Origin of the sequence: Planococcus dechangensis (assembly GCF_042654465.1) — a bacterium.
In the GTDB taxonomy this organism is placed as follows: domain Bacteria; phylum Bacillota; class Bacilli; order Bacillales_A; family Planococcaceae; genus Planococcus; species Planococcus dechangensis.
Genome location: NZ_JBHSGL010000015.1, coordinates 12,160 through 26,911 on the forward strand (window position 1 = coordinate 12,160; position 14,752 = coordinate 26,911).

The 14,752-nt window shown below is 41.2% G+C and carries 20 protein-coding genes; 18 read left to right on the forward strand and 2 right to left on the reverse strand.

Features of this window, described 5'->3' with window-relative positions; genetic code table 11:
* Positions 1–444 (reverse strand): helix-turn-helix domain-containing protein, encoded by a 444-nt coding sequence (locus ACFO5U_RS14480; RefSeq protein WP_377279794.1) that lies wholly within the window; start codon positions 442–444, stop codon positions 1–3.
* A gap of 99 nt (positions 445–543) precedes the next feature.
* On the opposite strand from ACFO5U_RS14480, the gene ACFO5U_RS14485 reads away from it, so the two are divergent.
* The 18 genes from ACFO5U_RS14485 (at position 544) to ACFO5U_RS14570 (ending at position 13,709) form a co-directional block, all read left to right on the forward strand.
* On the forward strand, positions 544–759 hold the full coding sequence (locus tag ACFO5U_RS14485; protein ID WP_377279795.1) for a helix-turn-helix transcriptional regulator: 216 nt from the start codon (positions 544–546) through the stop codon (positions 757–759).
* Positions 760–776: 17 nt separating this feature from the next.
* Positions 777–1,082, forward strand: a complete 306-nt coding sequence (locus ACFO5U_RS14490) for a helix-turn-helix domain-containing protein (protein ID WP_377279796.1) — start codon at positions 777–779, stop codon at positions 1,080–1,082.
* 138 nt (positions 1,083–1,220) lie between these two features.
* Positions 1,221–1,712: a hypothetical protein gene (locus ACFO5U_RS14495; RefSeq protein ID WP_377279797.1), complete on the forward strand. Its 492-nt coding sequence runs from the start codon at positions 1,221–1,223 to the stop codon at positions 1,710–1,712.
* A gap of 66 nt (positions 1,713–1,778) precedes the next feature.
* Positions 1,779–2,702, forward strand: coding sequence for a bifunctional DNA primase/polymerase (locus ACFO5U_RS14500; protein ID WP_377279798.1), 924 nt, complete (start codon positions 1,779–1,781; stop codon positions 2,700–2,702).
* Positions 2,695–4,059 carry a virulence-associated E family protein gene (locus tag ACFO5U_RS14505; RefSeq protein WP_377280141.1) on the forward strand — a complete coding sequence of 455 codons (1,365 nt, stop codon included), beginning with the start codon at positions 2,695–2,697 and terminating at the stop codon, positions 4,057–4,059. The genes ACFO5U_RS14500 and ACFO5U_RS14505 overlap by 8 nt, the downstream gene beginning before the upstream one ends.
* A gap of 254 nt (positions 4,060–4,313) precedes the next feature.
* Positions 4,314–4,646 carry a hypothetical protein gene (locus ACFO5U_RS14510; protein ID WP_377279799.1) on the forward strand — a complete coding sequence of 111 codons (333 nt, stop codon included), beginning with the start codon at positions 4,314–4,316 and terminating at the stop codon, positions 4,644–4,646.
* 32 nt (positions 4,647–4,678) lie between these two features.
* Positions 4,679–5,263 carry a hypothetical protein gene (locus ACFO5U_RS14515; RefSeq protein WP_377279800.1) on the forward strand — a complete coding sequence of 195 codons (585 nt, stop codon included), beginning with the start codon at positions 4,679–4,681 and terminating at the stop codon, positions 5,261–5,263.
* A gap of 19 nt (positions 5,264–5,282) precedes the next feature.
* A complete protein-coding gene (locus tag ACFO5U_RS14520) occupies positions 5,283–5,501 on the forward strand; it encodes a hypothetical protein (RefSeq protein ID WP_377279801.1) in 219 nt (72 codons plus the stop codon).
* Complete coding sequence (locus ACFO5U_RS14525; protein WP_377279802.1) at positions 5,498–6,037, forward strand: hypothetical protein; 540 nt, start codon at positions 5,498–5,500, stop codon at positions 6,035–6,037. The genes ACFO5U_RS14520 and ACFO5U_RS14525 overlap by 4 nt, the downstream gene beginning before the upstream one ends.
* Entirely contained in the window at positions 6,030–6,209 is a 180-nt protein-coding gene (locus tag ACFO5U_RS14530) for a hypothetical protein (RefSeq protein WP_377279803.1), read from the forward strand. The genes ACFO5U_RS14525 and ACFO5U_RS14530 overlap by 8 nt, the downstream gene beginning before the upstream one ends.
* A gap of 127 nt (positions 6,210–6,336) precedes the next feature.
* Positions 6,337–6,801 (forward strand): phage terminase small subunit P27 family, encoded by a 465-nt coding sequence (locus ACFO5U_RS14535; protein WP_377279804.1) that lies wholly within the window; start codon positions 6,337–6,339, stop codon positions 6,799–6,801.
* A 19-nt stretch (positions 6,802–6,820) separates the two neighbouring features.
* The gene (gene gpG, locus ACFO5U_RS14540; protein WP_377279805.1) at positions 6,821–7,162 is read left to right on the forward strand and encodes a phage tail assembly chaperone G; all 342 of its coding nucleotides are present in this window, start codon (positions 6,821–6,823) and stop codon (positions 7,160–7,162) included.
* A complete protein-coding gene (locus tag ACFO5U_RS14545; RefSeq protein ID WP_377279806.1) occupies positions 7,128–7,265 on the forward strand; it encodes a Com family DNA-binding transcriptional regulator in 138 nt (45 codons plus the stop codon). The genes gpG and ACFO5U_RS14545 overlap by 35 nt, the downstream gene beginning before the upstream one ends.
* Before the next feature lie 123 nt (positions 7,266–7,388).
* On the forward strand, positions 7,389–11,204 hold the full coding sequence (locus tag ACFO5U_RS14550) for a phage tail tape measure protein (RefSeq protein ID WP_377279807.1): 3,816 nt from the start codon (positions 7,389–7,391) through the stop codon (positions 11,202–11,204).
* A 98-nt stretch (positions 11,205–11,302) separates the two neighbouring features.
* Positions 11,303–11,575, forward strand: a complete 273-nt coding sequence (locus ACFO5U_RS14555; protein ID WP_377279808.1) for a hypothetical protein — start codon at positions 11,303–11,305, stop codon at positions 11,573–11,575.
* Between the two features lie 341 nt (positions 11,576–11,916).
* Positions 11,917–12,462: a hypothetical protein gene (locus ACFO5U_RS14560; RefSeq protein WP_377279809.1), complete on the forward strand. Its 546-nt coding sequence runs from the start codon at positions 11,917–11,919 to the stop codon at positions 12,460–12,462.
* Positions 12,463–12,466: 4 nt separating this feature from the next.
* A complete protein-coding gene (locus ACFO5U_RS14565; protein WP_377279810.1) occupies positions 12,467–12,883 on the forward strand; it encodes a hypothetical protein in 417 nt (138 codons plus the stop codon).
* Positions 12,864–13,709, forward strand: coding sequence for a hypothetical protein (locus ACFO5U_RS14570; protein ID WP_377279811.1), 846 nt, complete (start codon positions 12,864–12,866; stop codon positions 13,707–13,709). Before ACFO5U_RS14565 ends, ACFO5U_RS14570 begins: the two co-directional genes overlap by 20 nt.
* A 193-nt stretch (positions 13,710–13,902) precedes the next feature.
* Here ACFO5U_RS14570 and ACFO5U_RS14575 read toward each other — a convergent pair whose 3' ends face one another.
* Positions 13,903–14,658 carry an SDR family NAD(P)-dependent oxidoreductase gene (locus ACFO5U_RS14575; RefSeq protein WP_377279812.1) on the reverse strand — a complete coding sequence of 252 codons (756 nt, stop codon included), beginning with the start codon at positions 14,656–14,658 and terminating at the stop codon, positions 13,903–13,905.
* Positions 14,659–14,752: the final 94 nt, after the last annotated feature.

The window sequence follows — 14,752 nt, forward strand, 5'->3', positions numbered from 1 at the left end:
TCACTCCTTTTTCTCTTTTGAGAAGGTTCTTTCTAAAAAATCTAATAAGAATGCTTTATCTTTTTCGTTGAATAAAGTTTCTTTGTAATATACATCAGCATTCATTACAAGGATTGAATATAAATCAAGTTGTTTCTTTTTCGGAGGATGTGCTAAACCGAAAGGAGTAGATTCTCCAAAAGCTTCTATTAAAGATAATTCATTGTGTTCTTGCTGAGTATATCCAGCTAAATCCATAAGTTTTATAAATGGAACGTCGTAATAATAAGATAGTTTTCTAAGGATTTCAGGAGTGGGCTTTCTCACATTGTTAGTTCGGGGGTCATAACCTTTTTCTAAGGTGCTTAAATAAGTATGACTAATCTTAGCTTCTTCTGCAGCTTTTCTAATAGATTTTTCCTTTGTTTTTCGTAACTCTTTTAGATATTTGCTTAACTCATTCATTAATAGCGCCCCTTCTAAAAGTTTATTTGATTTAATTGTAATTCTTGGTTGACAAAAATACAAGTTATAATTTACACTGTATTCAAGGAGGTGGTATTCATGAATTACAATAACTTGAAAGATATTCGTATAGAAATTGGAATGTCTATTGCTGAATTATCCAGAAGATCAAAAGTTAGCAGGATGACTATTAGTAAAATTGAAAATGGAGAAAGTAATCCAACTATCAAAACCATAGTAGCTCTTTCGAAGGTTTTGAAAAAAAGTCCAAATGAGATTTTTTTTAACGTAAGTGTAAATCATGAATTACAATAGAGGGGGGGTGAAATTGAATGTTCCAAATTCAAATTGATGAAAATGCATTGAAGCAACTCTATCTGTCAAAAATAGAGGAACGTCTCGAATCGATAGAGCAAGAAGTTTTCTTCTTCTCTTCCAAAGAGTTATGCCACTACTTAGGGATGTCTTGGAACACAATCGTGAATAATCTGCTGATCGATGAAGACTTTCCACATTTGAGAGTAGGCAGTCGTTGGATTTTCCCGGTTCAGGAAGTCAAAGAGTACATGAAAGTTTATACGGGAGAAGTTAAAAAGAATGGCGGCGATGTCCTTAGGTACCGGAGGACTAAAAAATGAAGAATCTCAATTCATTTTTCTTCGGAAACGAAATAGTCCCCTGGGAGGATGCACTGTGGTTTTATGGAACACATTTCGCGGCACTTTGCATTATGGCATTCTTGATGATTTCAATTACAAACTAAGGAGCTGGAAAAAATGACAGTAAAACATTTGACAGTAAACAAAGCAATCGAAGAGGGAATTACTTTTGCCTTGGAAATTGAAGAAGTCGGAGCTGCATACCTGGGCACAATGGTGGCCAAAGGTAATGAACAACATGGAATAAATTACCAAGCAAGAAGCGCCGAGGAGATTAAAGAAGATTTCGAGTGTTTTAAGTCAGGTGTCCTTAAACTTAAAAAGCTAATAGCCGAAGGGTACGAGAAATGTGTACCAACAGAAAAATGTTTGTCGCTGAAAGAAGCGCGGATTATCGGCGGCGTCCATCCAGTTATCCTTTCGGAACGCTTAGGAATTTCAACAACATATCTTGAAAGATTAGAAAACGGTGAAGCTAAGCAATCACTTACGTGGGATCAAGCGATGATTCATTATCAATCTACTTATCTTCAGGGGATGAAAATGGATTTTATCAATTGGTCACTGAAACAAAAAAAAGCCCTTCGCACGGGAATGCGAAAAGGCTAGTGAATAAAACATTTAGTTAAAAACTGTAACAATTGAGCAGTTGCGGAAGGCTGTGAACCTCCAGATATGACAACTACATCGGATAAATCAAGTTTACCAAAAAAATCGTCAGATAACAATATAAATAATGATTCTAAAATGCTTCGCGCAGCACTAGGCTATGCCCAGCGACTGAACTTTAAAGTATTTCCCTTACACTCAATCGAAAACGGACAGTGTAGCTGTGGGAAAGCGGACTGCAAGAATCCAGGGAAACATCCCCGCTGGAAAAAAGGATTAATAGAACATGGTTTGAAGGCAGCCACTAGCGATACCCAAAAAATTCGCCATTTCTGGACACTATGGCCGAATGCGAATATCGGTATTGCAACTGGGGCGGCGAGTGGTTTCTGGGTGCTGGATGTGGACACGAAGGACGATGGTCCGGAATCACTAGAACAACTAATCGATTCCTATGGTGAATTGCCCGATACCGTTCAAGCTATAACAGGATCGAACGGAACTCATTATCTTTTCACCTATAGAGAAGGTATTCAAAACCAAGCGAGCCAAATAGCTAAAGGCCTAGATATCCGGGGAGAAGGCGGATATATAGTTGGCTCTCCATCTATGCACATCAGTGGTAAACGGTATGAGTGGGAAGTATCAAGTCACCCGTTGGAAACAGCTATACAAGATGCTCCTGAATGGCTTTTAGCTTTAATACAAGCCAATGCAGGTAGTAAACCGACAGCCAAACCTGTAAGTCACTGGACAACTATCCTGTCAGGGGTAGGAGACGGCCAGCGCAATCATTCTGCAGCATCGTTGACCGGTTATCTTCTGCGAAAAGGTCTGGATCCCGAAATTGCGTTTCTACTGATAAACGGATGGAATCGTGGAATGAATAATCCGCCGATGGCCGATGCAGAATTAGCTAGAACGTTCATAAGTATTTTAAATAAAGAACTCAACAAGTCAGGAGGTGAGATACGTATTGAATATGACTGAAATCAGAAAAGAGAATTTTCAAGATGAACAAAAATACTCTATTCCACCGGAAGTCCAAGAAGTGATTGAAAAGGCGAGAGAACAAAAAGGAAGTACCACGAAAAAGCCGTTAGATTTTGTGCTAAATAAAGACGGAGCAATAAAAAAGACGTTATCAAATTTAAGGTTGATGTTGCTCTTAACCCCTCAAGTCAAAGGAATCGGCTTTGATGAATTCGCTCAAGAAATAACAGTGAATATGCATCCTATTACTGACGAGTTCATCGTTGATCTTCGACTTTCGGTAGACAGAGAGTATTCCCTGACATTCACAAAAGAAGACATCCTCCAGATGGTGAGTTCTATCGCTAGAGAAAAGAACTCGTATCATCCTATAAAGCAACATATTGAATCAAAGGTATGGGATGGAAAACCTAGGGCAGACAGTCTCTTTATAGATTACCTCGGAGCTGATGATAATGCATACTCACGTGCAGTCGCTAGAAAATGGCTCGCGGGAGCAGTAGCTCGTATTTATGAGCCCGGAGTAAAAATGGAGATGGTGCCGGTTTTGCAAGGCAAGCAGGGAGTGGGAAAAAGCACACTAGCGAGCAAGCTTGGAGGGGGATTTTTCGTGGACAGTCTTGCCTCTCTAGGGAAATCAAAAGATGATTATCAGCTACTAATTGGATCTTGGATTATCGAGCTTGGTGAGCTGGCCAGTTTCAATAGCACTGAAACTGAAAAAGTGAAGTCTTTTATTAGCGCAAAGTTCGATAAAATTCGCTTGCCATACAGTGTGATTCCACAGAAATATTACCGGACTTGCGTCTTTATTGGAACAACTAATAATAGCGAGTTTCTAAACGATTTAACAGGCAACAGGCGTTTTTTTCCTATACCTTTAAAAAACTCTGCGGAGTTGGACATTTTCAAATTAGACGATGAAACAATTCAACAGATATGGGCAGAAGCATTTCTAAGGTATAAGGAAGGGGAAAAACTGTTCTTGGATGTGGAAGCGGATCTTGAAGCTGCCGAGGAGTACCGCAATCAAGCGACAGAAGAAAGCCTATTTTTCATTAGCATTAATGACTTTCTAGAAATGAAAGTACCGGAGAATTGGGATTCTATGAATATGGACGAAAAGAGATACCAATTCGAAAACTCCCAGCGAGGACGTTCTGTATCGGGTGCTAGCGCAATTAACAAGACTACCGCGAAGGAAATCGCTTATATGCTCGGATTAGATGCAAAAGATAGAAACGCCAATTCGCAAGCTAAGAAAATTAAATTGTACATGGATAACCGCGAAGACTGGGAAAGTAAACCAGTTTTAATGAAAGGCAAGACCCAAAGAGGCTATAAGAGGAAGTGAACTAAAAATGTAATATGTAATGAAAAATGTAATACCTACTAGCCTTAGAGCTGTATGGGTTTCAGAACAATTCATTACATATTACATCATTTCTTAAAGTTTCAAAAAGTTAAAGATATACGCTAACCATAGAGTGCCTGTATATATTTCTAAAATTATGTAATAAGTAATCGAGGTGGCGAAAGTCAACGTGCGTAAGGGATTCAGCTATTACATGCACAATTACAAATTACATTTTCAGAGGAGGACCTAGAATGGTCATAGTCGCAAAAAATCAAAGAGACCTTGAAATAAACAGACCGACAGAGTACGAAAAACTCTATCTATTCGAAAAAATGATGTTAAGTGGATGGATTGTGAATACGCTCTTGCCTTATAAAATCAAGTCTTATAATTCACCTACGTCATATCGACTAAAGCATATATTCGAGAAGTCTCCCACTGGGTTTTATATATCGAATGGCGTGTTCAAAGGCGCGATGTTAAACGCTGGTTTCACTCCAAAGGATGAACAGCATCTGAACTGGACATTCACATTGTCGCGGAAGCTGAACAACATTGACCCGGCTAAACTACCGCGTTGGTAACAGGAAGCACCCAACACGCAGGAGGTGATCACATGAACGAAACCCAGCAACTATCCGTCTGGAATATGCTGCAGAACGCAAAAGCCATGCAAGAAGCGCTCAAGATGGAATGGGAGCGAACCGATTACTTCCAGGAGCTATACTCAGATATTCGCTACTACGGCTATCGATACAACGATGGCTCTGATCCACCCGGCCAATCGCCGGCTACTGATACGCAAGCGCTCGAAATCTTAGATGCTAAGCAGGCCTATGATTTACGAATCATCAAACTGAAAGAGAAATACTCTCGGTGGCGAGCGTTCTTACAGACAATCGACGAGCAGACAGCACAACTGCTTGAGAATCATTTTGAGCTAGGCCAAGAGGTTACGCATCGGGATTTAACCTTCTTATTCCGCTCTGCATCCCGTGCCTGGGAGAGCATGGAGAACGCTCGTGAGAAGGGTGCCGAAGAAGAGGTGCGTGAAGAGTATCAGGAAATGTGCAGGAAGTTTCCGGAGCTGCGTAGGAAGTCGCCGCGCCGGCATCCGTACTTAATCGATGGGGAGATTGTGCAGCTTACTCAAATGGAATACACGATGAAACAAAGTCGTGAATACTATGCAACTAAATAAGGCAGAGGAGGAGTTAAACGTGAAAGAACCAGAACGCCGCATTGTTACTGTGAGGTCTAAAAAAGAATTGCTGGAGCAACGGGAAACAGACCCGTATTACCTTCACAGAAAAGAGCAGGAGAAATTGAAGTTGAAGGCTATCGGCTTGCCACAAAAAGAAATAGAGGAACGTATTGATTTGATTATGCAATTGGAAATGAGAAACGACAAATACAAAACAGGGAGTGTCGGCAAATGATGAAGTACAAAATCGATGAGATTAAACAAGACCAACGGATGCGTAAACAGTATGGGGAAAGACGGCAGTTGGCAGAAGCTGAGCTGCAGAAGAAATTAGGATCCGCACCACGCTTATCAGAAGTGGATCGTGCATCAGTCAAGAAACATATGGCGAGCATCCAGAAGCATAATGACTTTACGTTTGCATTCCAGGGAGAGCTTAAAGAACGGGGGCTGGATTACTCAAGCATGAATGTCCATGGTTCGGCTCACTTCGAACATGCGAATAGAGAAGCAATGAATTTGAAAAAAGAAATCAGACGCATACTAAATCCATACCTTGTTTTCTGGCATGAAGAACCGGACCCAACAACTCTGGTCTTCTACAATTCTAAGAAGCATCGATACCACAACCCAGACAAGGAAGTGGTAAAACTTCTTGAGCAAGTTGAAGCGTTGCGTAACTACGGAGAAGAAGAAGTGTTCCAACTGAAAAAGATTGGTGTTAATTTCGCACATATGCTTGGTGTACGTGAGAGCGAACTGAATGAATAATAAAGCCGATAAAATGTTTGAATTGCTAAAGCCTATCCTGTTCCTTCTAGGCATTCTCTTGATGAACGTGGCCGTCTATCAGTTCAGTATCCCGCTTGGATTATTGGCCACAGGAGCAAGCCTGGTAGGCATCGCGCTGATTATCGATTTTGAAACTCGGGGTTCCTTTTAAATGAGGCCCCCCCACCCTTTTACCCCCTCGGTTTTGAAATCGATTAGGACCGGCGTGGAACTAATTTAGTGATTTTTTCCGTTTTTCGAGATTTTCAATTTAACAAACACAGAAAGGAGGTCTGAAAATGGCCAGAAAACACGTTTTAACAGAGCTAAACAAGTCCAATTTCACGAAAGAAGAGCTTGAAAAAAGATTAGCCAAGGAAGAGGCTTTAAAAAAATTCGAAGGCATAGAAACCGAAGCGCCGGAGTGGCTAGATGCCGCGGGTAGACTAGAATACGAGAGAATCGTACCATTACTCGAAAAGCTGCCGATTGCTTCACTGGATCAAACCCTTGTCGCGCTGTATTGCCGATTCTACTCGCTCTATTTAGAAGCTTCGAAAGACTTGGATAACCACGGTTTGGTGGATGGGGAATCCAGAAAGGCGAATCCCGCATTTAGCGCATTGGTGAAATCCAGTTCAGAGATTCGATTGATTGCCTCGCAGCTAGGTATGACAATCGACAGCCGAATGAAGCTCGTTGTTCCAGCAAGCAATAAACCGCATGATCCATTTGAAGATTTTTTCAAAGAAGAAGATAAGTAAAGAAGGGAATGGACGAAGGATGAAAAAACTTGTTATTCGTTTAAATATCAACGGAAAAGAGAAGAAATTCACAGCACCAAAAATGGTGACGGGCAGCGTGCTGCAAAAAACGCTGAAACTGTCTAATGACTTTGATGAAAGACGAGACCCGGAGTACATTTTCACTGAACATTATCCATTCCTTTGCGCAGTTTTTGGTCATCAATTCACATTAGAAGAATTAGAAAATGGCTTTGATGTTCGCGAAGTCTTACCAATGGCGTCAAAGGCGATTGATCACGTTATCGAAGAAATGGATTTAGATCCACGAGGGGAGGTGCTGCCATTTGACTCAAAAAGCCGAAAAGCAAGAACTCGCTGAAGCTCGGTGTGCAAATTGTAATAAGCTTCTTGCGAAAATAGAAAAGAAAGCCGAAATCAAATGCCACAAATGTGGCCATTACAATCATTACGTAATCAAATAATAGAGGGTCCAGAACCCCGCTGAAATTAGAGACTCAAGAAGTCCTGCCACGTTTGTGGTTAGGGGCTTCTTTTTTTTTAGCCATCTTCCACAAGCGTGAGCTTACACAAAAGAAGGTGAGAAGATGGCAGAAAGAATTGAGGGTTTGTCGATTGGCTTGGGCCTTGACACGCTTGGTATAGACAAAGGGATGTCTGAACTTAAGCGGAAGCTTGCTGGAGTTAACAGCGAGATGAAAGCCAATATGTCGGCATTTGATAGAAATGAAGTATCCGTCAAAAAGTATGAAACACAACTCAAAGGCTTGAATAAGAGACTGGATCTCCAAAAAGTCGCAGTCCAAAACGCTAAAGACGAGTATGAAAAGATGGTAAAAATCCACGGCGAAGGCTCCACGCAAGCCGATAAAGCAGCAGGCATTTACAACAAGGAAGCAGCCTCACTGAACAACTTGAATCGCTATGTAGAAGGCGTCACCGAAGAATTCAAAGCGTTCCAGAAAGAGCAAGAGATTGCTGAGAGCCGGTTAGGAAAACTCAGTAAAGCCATGGAAAACATGGGCAATAAAATGAAGTCAGTCGGGGACGGCATGAAAAATGTCGGAACCAATTTAACAAAAGGCATTACGGCCCCACTTGTTGGTATTGGTGTAGCTGCATTTTCTTCAGCAAACGAATTCGACAAAGCATCAAAGAACATTCGTGCAGGCACAGGCGCTACTGGTGATGCGCTGGAAGATTTGGAAACCAGCTTTAAATCGGTATTCAAGAGCGTTCCGGAAGATGCGGAAACCGTGTCGAATGCACTTGCTGATATTAATACCCGCACTGGATTAACCGGTGAACCGTTGGAAAAAATGACTAAGCAATTTTTAGACCTTTCGCGGGTGACTGGTGAAGATGTCAACACATCCATTGCGGATATGACACGTACATTTGGTACATGGGGAGTTGAGATGGAAGATAGCGGCGATACGATGGACTATCTGTGGAAGGTTGCACAGACGACAGGTATCGGCGTCAGTGAATTGACCGGATTATTAGACACGAACGGCGAAACCTTCCAAACGCTTGGTTACAACATTGAAGAGAGCGCCGCACTACTTGGCCACTGGGAAAAGTCCGGTGTGAATAGCGAAGTGATGCTTACTGGATTGAAGAAGGGCCTGCAAAATCTAGCAGCTGCAGGAGAAGATCCAGCTAAAGTGCTTCCTGGTCTAATCTCTGATATCGAAAACGCTGGAACCGAAAGTGAATCTACAAGCTTGGCAATGGAACTGTTCGGTAAGAAGGCCGGCCCCGAAATGGCTAAAGCCATCAGAGATGGGAATCTAAGCGTTGATGAATTGTTGTCAACACTCGACAGTTCAGGTGAAACCATAGGTTCAGCTGCAGAAGATACGATGTCACTAGCTGACCAGTTTACATTACTGAAAAACAATTCAATGGCCGCACTTGAACCGATTGGAACAATCTTGCTTGATTTGACTAAGAAATATTTGCCGCCATTGATCGATGCGATGAGTAAGATGGCAGAGCGATTTGAAAACTTCTCGGATAAAACGCAAAAATCCATCCTTGTCTTTGGCGGTATCGCTGCAGCCATCGGTCCGGTTCTTGTGGTGGTTGGTTCAATGATTAGCATGTTTGGTGGGGCGATGATTACACTTGCACCGTTCCTGCTTAAAGTAAAAGAGGCGGGAGGCTGGTTTAAGTACCTGCGTTTAGCCGTCGCTGCCCTAACAGGTCCAGTAGGCTTAACTATCGCAGTGATTGCGGCATTGACGGCCGGCTTCATTCCACTCTACCGCAACTCAGAGACGTTCCGAACAGGCGTCCAGGCACTCATTCAACGAGTGAAGGAACTGGCTACTACGGGGCTCACGATGATAAAACCAGCTATAGCGGCCGTTACAGGATTCTTTAAGAATCAACTGAGCACGATACAAAAATTCTGGTCGGAAAACAGCGTAGTTATTTTGTCGGCTCTGTCGAATATCAGCAAGGTCACGGCTTCAATCATGAAAGGAATCATGGCTGTCATTCAATTCGTTATGCCCGCAGTTTTAGCTATTATCCGCTCCGTCTGGGGCAATATCAAGGGTGTCATCAATGGTGCCTTAAATGTCATCATGGGCGGCGTGAAGGTCTTTGCCGGGTTATTCAGTGGAGACTTCAAGAAGATGTGGGAAGGCGTCAAGCAGATGTTCTCAGGCGCTGTGCAGTTCATTTGGAACTTTGTCCAGCTGTCCTTCTTCGGGAAGGTCCTCGGAGGAGCCAGACTGTTCGTGAAATCGTTCAGTGGCGTATTCTCCACGATGTGGACGAGCATGAAGACATTGTTCTCAACATCGGTTACGACTGTTCTAAGGAATGTCACAACCGCCTGGAGCACGATGAGAACATCGACTTCCACCGCTTTCCGTCAGATCTTCGACTCCGTTAAAAATCGCTTTACGGATATTGTTAATGCAGCGAAGGCTCTGCCGAAACGAATCGGTGATGGTATCGGCTCAATGGCGTCGAAAGTTAAGAGTGGTGTAACGAAAGTCATTAATAATTTAGCTTCGACGCTGGGTAAAGGCGTGAATGGCGTAATTACTGGCATCAACTGGGTTCTCGATAAGATTGGTGTGGGTAAGGCTGGGAAGGTCGACTTATGGACAGTTCCACAATACGCAAACGGCACTCATGCACATCCAGGCGGTCCTGCCATTGTAGGAGACGGGCGAGGATTGAATGCCGGTCGAGAATTGATTCAGACGCCTAGTGGCGAGCTTGGATTAAGCCCAGCGATTGATACAATGGTGAACCTGCCGAAAGGCACACAGGTGCTCTCAGCGAAGAAAACACGCGAGTTGCTTGGCGAGATTCCTCATTACGAAAGCGGCACAGGCTTATGGCAAGGGATTAAAAACTTCGGCAGTGCAGCGTGGGAAGGCACGAAAGCGGCAGGCAGCGCGATTAAAGATGCGGCGTTCAACGTATGGGATCACGTGTCGAATCCAGGGAAACTTCTCGATACGGCACTCTCGCTCTTAGGAATTAAAAAGCCAAATGGTGGTTCGCTTGTGGGCGATATGGCAAAAGGTGCATTCGATAAGGTAAAAACAGGTGCCTTAGGCTTCCTGAAAAGCAGTATCGATGAATCTGGCACGATGGCAGGCAGTGGTCATGGCTTCGGCTCTGCATTTACGCTTACATCACGCCGAGGCTTCCGTATTAACCCTGTTACCGGCATCGGACAGATGCACCAAGGCGATGACTGGGGAGCGCGTGCGGGTACGTTAATCCCTGCACAGGCAGCCGGCAAAGTCATTCAAGCAGGGTTCCATGCAATACGCGGTAACTTTGTCCGTGTTCAATCCGGCATTATGGACCGCCTGTATCAGCACAATCAGCGAAATTTGGTCAGTGTTGGCCAAGCGGTTAAAAAGGGGCAAGCAGTCGGTACAGTCGGTTCCACAGGACGTTCGACGGGCCCTCACCTTCATTACGAGGTACGCAGAAATGGAATAAATATTAACCCGGCCGGACTGGAAACAGGCGGCATTACAAAGACGGACCAGCTTGTGAGAATCAGCGAGAAGAACCGCGAAGAAATCACAATTCCGATGCACAAATCACGACGCTCGGATGCTATGAAATTAATGGCGATTGCCGGGAAGAAATTAATGTCCGGTGGCAAGAGTGGTGGCGGGATCACGCGTCCTAATCAATTGCCGAACCCTTCACCAAGCAAAGATAATGAAATCATTAACCTGCTGAAACAACAGGTTGCGTTACTACAAGCGTTGCTTACGAATCCACAGCCTACGCAAGTGGCTATGGTTACACCTAACTATGATGTGTTGGCTGAAGGTGTAGCGAAACCGGTTGAAAAAATCAACAACGATCGGAATGCCATGAAAGATAGCGGCAGAAAGGGGAGAACGTATTAAAGGAGAGAGCAGCCATTAACTTGGCTGTTTTTTTTATTTATTCAAAGGAATCGAAGATACAAAGAAAGAACTACGCTCTATAGAGAGGAGGCAATTACTTGGCGTTTATAGAGGTGAAAGTAGATGTGGACCAGGAAGAAATCCGCAAACAGGTCAATGAACGAATCGACAAGGCCATCCAGGAAACTTTATTCTTGTGGGACATAAACGAGATGGCCAAACGCACGTGCATGGGCAAAACGTTTCTCGAAGAAGAGTTTCTGCGCGATCCACGCATGAAGTTGCTGGAACGCCGGAAGGGGAAAGGCAAGCGGTTTTGGTTTTACGAGCAGAGTTTAACAGCGATGCAGCAAATCATGGAAGAGTGGTAATGAAAAAATTCGAAATTTATTTTTTAAAAAAGAATGCTCTCAAATTGATTCTGAATAGGTTTTATGAATCGTTATATTCTTAGTATGTTTTGTGTTAAGTATGTAGCTTAAATAGCTTCTAGTTAGGTTATATAGCTTTTAAGGTATGTTACAAACTATACACTATGAAAACAAAGATGCTTAACACAGATTGTTTTAACTGTAAAGTATTCGCGCTATACAATATGCTAAGCAATAAGATAGAATAATATAATGGCAATAAATGTGCTAAGGTAGCGAAAATATAACTACTAATTTTAATAAAATGAGCATTTTTGCATAAAAGGAGAGGGGAATGCAAAATGGCCTACGCTCGGTTTCATTTAGAACAAAAGCAAAATCATTTACTTATCGAAGAATATAATAAGCTGGAAAATCTTTATTCTAATCTAAAAGATTGTGCTGAAGATTTGTATAATCTGGGTATTTCAGAAAGTTGGACTGACTTTGACAAATTAGATGATATTGTTTTTGTCAAAGAAGATACTGATGAAGTATTCTTTTTATCAGTAAAAAATAGTAAAAAGAAAATGATTAATCATAAGCTTAATCAAAGAAATCTAAAAGAAGATAAAATAAAAAAATTATTTGATGTTAAATTTAAACGAGTTCAAAGACATTTAAAATATTTAGACGCGAATACTTTAGGAACTACACTTAATTTATTGGAAGAATTTTATAGTAACATTTATAGTGATTTAGACAGAAATTCAGTAAAAGAAAACGAGTTTATTAAAGAAATGGATAATGGATATAAGCTTGATTTGAAATTTTTAAAGAGTATGTCGAATAGCAATAGTGAGAAATCAAGCTTTGAAGATGAAATATATAGTTTTGATAGGAGATAAAGATATGAATTTTGAAGTCATAGAAGTGAAAGTTCCAAGTTTGAATTATGGATGCCACAACCCTGAAAAATTAGCAGAAGGTGCGGAAGTTCATATAAAAGTTGCAATGATGTTAGCAACTCATAAAGAAAAAAAAGATTTGAGAAATGCTACATTGAATATTAGTATATTGCTAGTAGAAGATGAAAATACGGATGATCCTAAAGAAATAACAAAAGAAGAGGCTGATGGGTTTTTTATAGCGGATTATAAACTGTTTTTTAAAACAGACATGGAAAATTCGCCTGAGCTAGAAAATATAGTAATGAGATGGTTAGAACCTTATTTTAACAAAGGTCTTCTAGACTTTTCTAATGAAGTGGGAATACCACCATTAAATATTCCATATGGGTTTTTAGAAAATGCGCAAAAAGAGGAATGAAAAGTTTTCTAATTTAAGAATTAAAAATGTCAATGTGACAAGCTTTGAGGAATTGAGTAATAAATCTCCTTTTAGATACTTCAACATGCACAAAAAGAAATTAGCAACTAAAGAACATTTTCCAATACTTATCGAAGGTATAGTTTCTTTTCTGCAAGAAATAGACTTAACAAGAACGATTCCTAAAAATATGTTCTTAGAAGAATTAGATTCGTTTATTGAGGAAGCTGAAATTAATAGCGAAGTTTCTGTGATTTCAAGAACTAAAAATGTTATAACAAATAACATTTATAAGATTTACAGTAAAGGGTTAAGAGAATTCCACAGTTTTAGAGGTGAACTGCTAGAGTATTTAACTGTTCATTTAGAAAAAGATACTGAAAGTAAGATTTATCATGAACCTATTTTCCAACATAAGAGAAAGAAACTTATAGAAAAGTCTTTTGCTGGTCAAGGCTGTTTGATCGATGTAGTTAAAGTGCATGAAAAAGGTGTGGAAATCAAATTGATAGAATGCAAAGCAACTCTTGATAACCACATTAATGCTTTAAAAGGGGGGTATCCTACTAAAGACTCCGGGAAAAACTTCTTGAAAAAAATTAATTATATGATTTATATAGATGACACTTTATCCAGATATAAATCAAACAAAAATGATAACATTAAAGTAACTAAAGTGTTGATATCATTGAAAGAACACAAAAGGGTTCTTCCATCGCGATACGATGATTTTAAAACAGTTAATTTGTTAGAGGTTATTAGAGAGAAAATTGACAACAAAACTTTCAGCGAACTATTTCAAAAGGCAACAATCCGGCAACAATGAAATGATTTTCTATAAAAAGCTATGCGAATAAAAAATGAAAACCTTCTATATAACAAGGTTTTCAATACACCATACAAGGCTATAATAGCCACTCTTCAATGGGCGGCATGATGTAAGTCATCAGCCCATTTAGAAAAATCCCTTCTCACATTGTGTGAGAAGGGATTTTTTTGATATTGGAACTATAGGGATCCTACTTCCTCGAAGTATACTGAAAAACCGGATCCATCAACTCAAACTCATAGCTCTCACTATTCACCTTCCCGAGAACCTGCTCACTATCATAAAGCTCCAGCATAAACTGTGCCATCTCTTTTGCGGTGTGGAACTTCTGCACATTGTCGCTATAGCTGAAGTCATCAAGTTCCCGTGCAGTTTTCACGAATTCGGTTTCGGTCATAGATGGCGCGAGTATTTTTACTTTCATGAGTGCACCGTTATCCTGCAATTCCTGGGCAAGTCCTTCTGTAAATGCGCTCACGTAAAACTTGGTCGCAGCATATGTAACGGCATTTGGCACGATTCTGTAGCCTAAGTCAGATGATACGTTGATGAGCTGCGCGCCTTCCCGGTCAGTATAGTCGTGTGCATAAAGAGTGGAAAGCGTGGTGAGTGCTTCTACATTTACGCGCAGCATTTTTTCGGTTTTATTTACATCCTGTTCAGCGACAGTTGCACTGTTTCCGAAGCCGGCGTTGTTAACAAAGGTTTCAATATCGTATTCTTTAAGACTTTCGTATAGCGTATGGACTTGCTCACTTTCAGATAGGTCTGCCCTCTTGATGATGACGTCCAGATCCGGGTTCATACGTTGAATGCTCTCTTTAAGATTATTGAGCTCGTTTTCCCTTCTTGCCACAAGAATAAGGTTTTTGCCGCGTGCTGCGAAAGCCAGTGCAGCTTCATATCCGATTCCTGAGCTGGCGCCTGTGATAACTGTGTGCTTCATGTGAATCCCTCCATTGAAATGAATGTAGTAAGTGTACAGTAACAATGAAACTCTCATGAAATTGTGCTGGCTCTTGAAGTGGGAGAAAAAGCAT

Bases quoted from the DNA above. Each gene is read 5' to 3' on its own strand.
- ACFO5U_RS14505 (WP_377280141.1), top strand. From the start codon at position 2,695: ATGACTGAAATCAGAAAAGAGAATTTTCAAGATGAACAAAAATACTCT.
- ACFO5U_RS14480 (WP_377279794.1), bottom strand. From the start codon at position 444: ATGAATGAGTTAAGCAAATATCTAAAAGAGTTACGAAAAACAAAGGAA.
- ACFO5U_RS14575 (WP_377279812.1), bottom strand. From the start codon at position 14,658: ATGAAGCACACAGTTATCACAGGCGCCAGCTCAGGAATCGGATATGAA.
- ACFO5U_RS14495 (WP_377279797.1), top strand. From the start codon at position 1,221: ATGACAGTAAAACATTTGACAGTAAACAAAGCAATCGAAGAGGGAATT.
- ACFO5U_RS14525 (WP_377279802.1), top strand. From the start codon at position 5,498: ATGATGAAGTACAAAATCGATGAGATTAAACAAGACCAACGGATGCGT.
- ACFO5U_RS14500 (WP_377279798.1), top strand. From the start codon at position 1,779: ATGACAACTACATCGGATAAATCAAGTTTACCAAAAAAATCGTCAGAT.
- ACFO5U_RS14535 (WP_377279804.1), top strand. From the start codon at position 6,337: ATGGCCAGAAAACACGTTTTAACAGAGCTAAACAAGTCCAATTTCACG.
- gpG (WP_377279805.1), top strand. From the start codon at position 6,821: ATGAAAAAACTTGTTATTCGTTTAAATATCAACGGAAAAGAGAAGAAA.
- ACFO5U_RS14560 (WP_377279809.1), top strand. From the start codon at position 11,917: ATGGCCTACGCTCGGTTTCATTTAGAACAAAAGCAAAATCATTTACTT.
- ACFO5U_RS14485 (WP_377279795.1), top strand. From the start codon at position 544: ATGAATTACAATAACTTGAAAGATATTCGTATAGAAATTGGAATGTCT.
- ACFO5U_RS14570 (WP_377279811.1), top strand. From the start codon at position 12,864: ATGCGCAAAAAGAGGAATGAAAAGTTTTCTAATTTAAGAATTAAAAAT.
- ACFO5U_RS14515 (WP_377279800.1), top strand. From the start codon at position 4,679: ATGAACGAAACCCAGCAACTATCCGTCTGGAATATGCTGCAGAACGCA.
- ACFO5U_RS14510 (WP_377279799.1), top strand. From the start codon at position 4,314: ATGGTCATAGTCGCAAAAAATCAAAGAGACCTTGAAATAAACAGACCG.
- ACFO5U_RS14550 (WP_377279807.1), top strand. From the start codon at position 7,389: ATGGCAGAAAGAATTGAGGGTTTGTCGATTGGCTTGGGCCTTGACACG.
- ACFO5U_RS14530 (WP_377279803.1), top strand. From the start codon at position 6,030: ATGAATAATAAAGCCGATAAAATGTTTGAATTGCTAAAGCCTATCCTG.
- ACFO5U_RS14490 (WP_377279796.1), top strand. From the start codon at position 777: ATGTTCCAAATTCAAATTGATGAAAATGCATTGAAGCAACTCTATCTG.
- ACFO5U_RS14565 (WP_377279810.1), top strand. From the start codon at position 12,467: ATGAATTTTGAAGTCATAGAAGTGAAAGTTCCAAGTTTGAATTATGGA.